This is a genomic window from Cupriavidus sp. 05T313 (assembly GCF_056396665.1).
The window spans coordinates 1-894 of sequence record NZ_JBFTLX010000543.1 but is presented as its reverse complement, the minus strand read 5'-3'; the positions used below and the strand labels follow the sequence as shown (position 1 = coordinate 894).

1 protein-coding gene and 1 pseudogene are annotated in these 894 nt (G+C 62.2%); both read right to left on the bottom strand.

The genetic code is table 11. The features are described 5' to 3' along the window. Positions 1-124 (bottom strand): annotated as a pseudogene (locus AC1DKD_RS41615) (response regulator); the annotation flags it as partial. A 188-nt stretch (positions 125-312) separates the two neighbouring features. Beyond that, positions 313-894: response regulator (locus AC1DKD_RS41610; protein ID WP_477144783.1), on the bottom strand; the 582-nt coding region annotated here is incomplete at its 5' end.

Sequence of the window (894 nt, the reverse complement as noted above, 5' to 3'; positions counted from 1 at the left end):
CGACAGTCTCGACAAACGGGAATGCGCTCAGGTATTCAAGCAACATACCTCGCAAGACCGCCGAGTCCTCGATTAGCAGGACCCGCAGCGCTCGATACGAAGGGGCTGCGGCTTGATCCAACATGACTTAATGGTAGCAACAGAGTATGGAGAGAAACTATCGGCGTCCGTCCTACAGCGGCGCCGCGCGGGCGGGGGATTTCCGTTCCGGCAACGCCGCATCCACGGCTTGCAGGGCCACCGCGGGCGGCATCCGGAGGCGGGCCACGCAGGATAGCAAACGCAGGGGAATGGGCATCGCGCCCGCGCCGCCTACTCCACCAGACCGTTCTTGATGGCGTAGTAGGTCAGGTCGGCATTGGTCTTCATGCCCATCTTTTCGAGAATGCGCGAGCGGTACGTGCTTACCGTCTTGACGCTCAGGAACAGTTCCTCGGCGATCACCGAGACCGACTGGCCGCGCGAAAGCTTGCAGAAAATCTGGAACTCGCGCTTGGACAAGGTCTGGTGCAGCGGCTGATTGGTCGGCTTATCCAGCCCGCCAATGAGCAGGTCCGCCACGTTCGCGCTGACATAGCGCCGGCCCTGGGCCACGGTGCGGATCGCCTTGACCAGGTCGTCAGGCGCGCTTTCCTTGGTCAGGTAGCCGGACGCGCCGGCGCGAATCAGGTTGATGGCGTACTGGTCTTCCGGATAGGTGGAAAGGATCAGCACCGGAAGGTCGGGATGCCGCTGGCGCAGCAGCTTGAGCACGTCGATGCCATTGCGATCGGGCATCGAGATATCGAGTACCACGACATCGAACTCGAGCTCACGCAGGCGCGTCATCACTTCGTCGCCGCTGGCAGCTTCCCCTTCCACCCGGATATCGGGCTCGTCGGCAATGAACTGGCG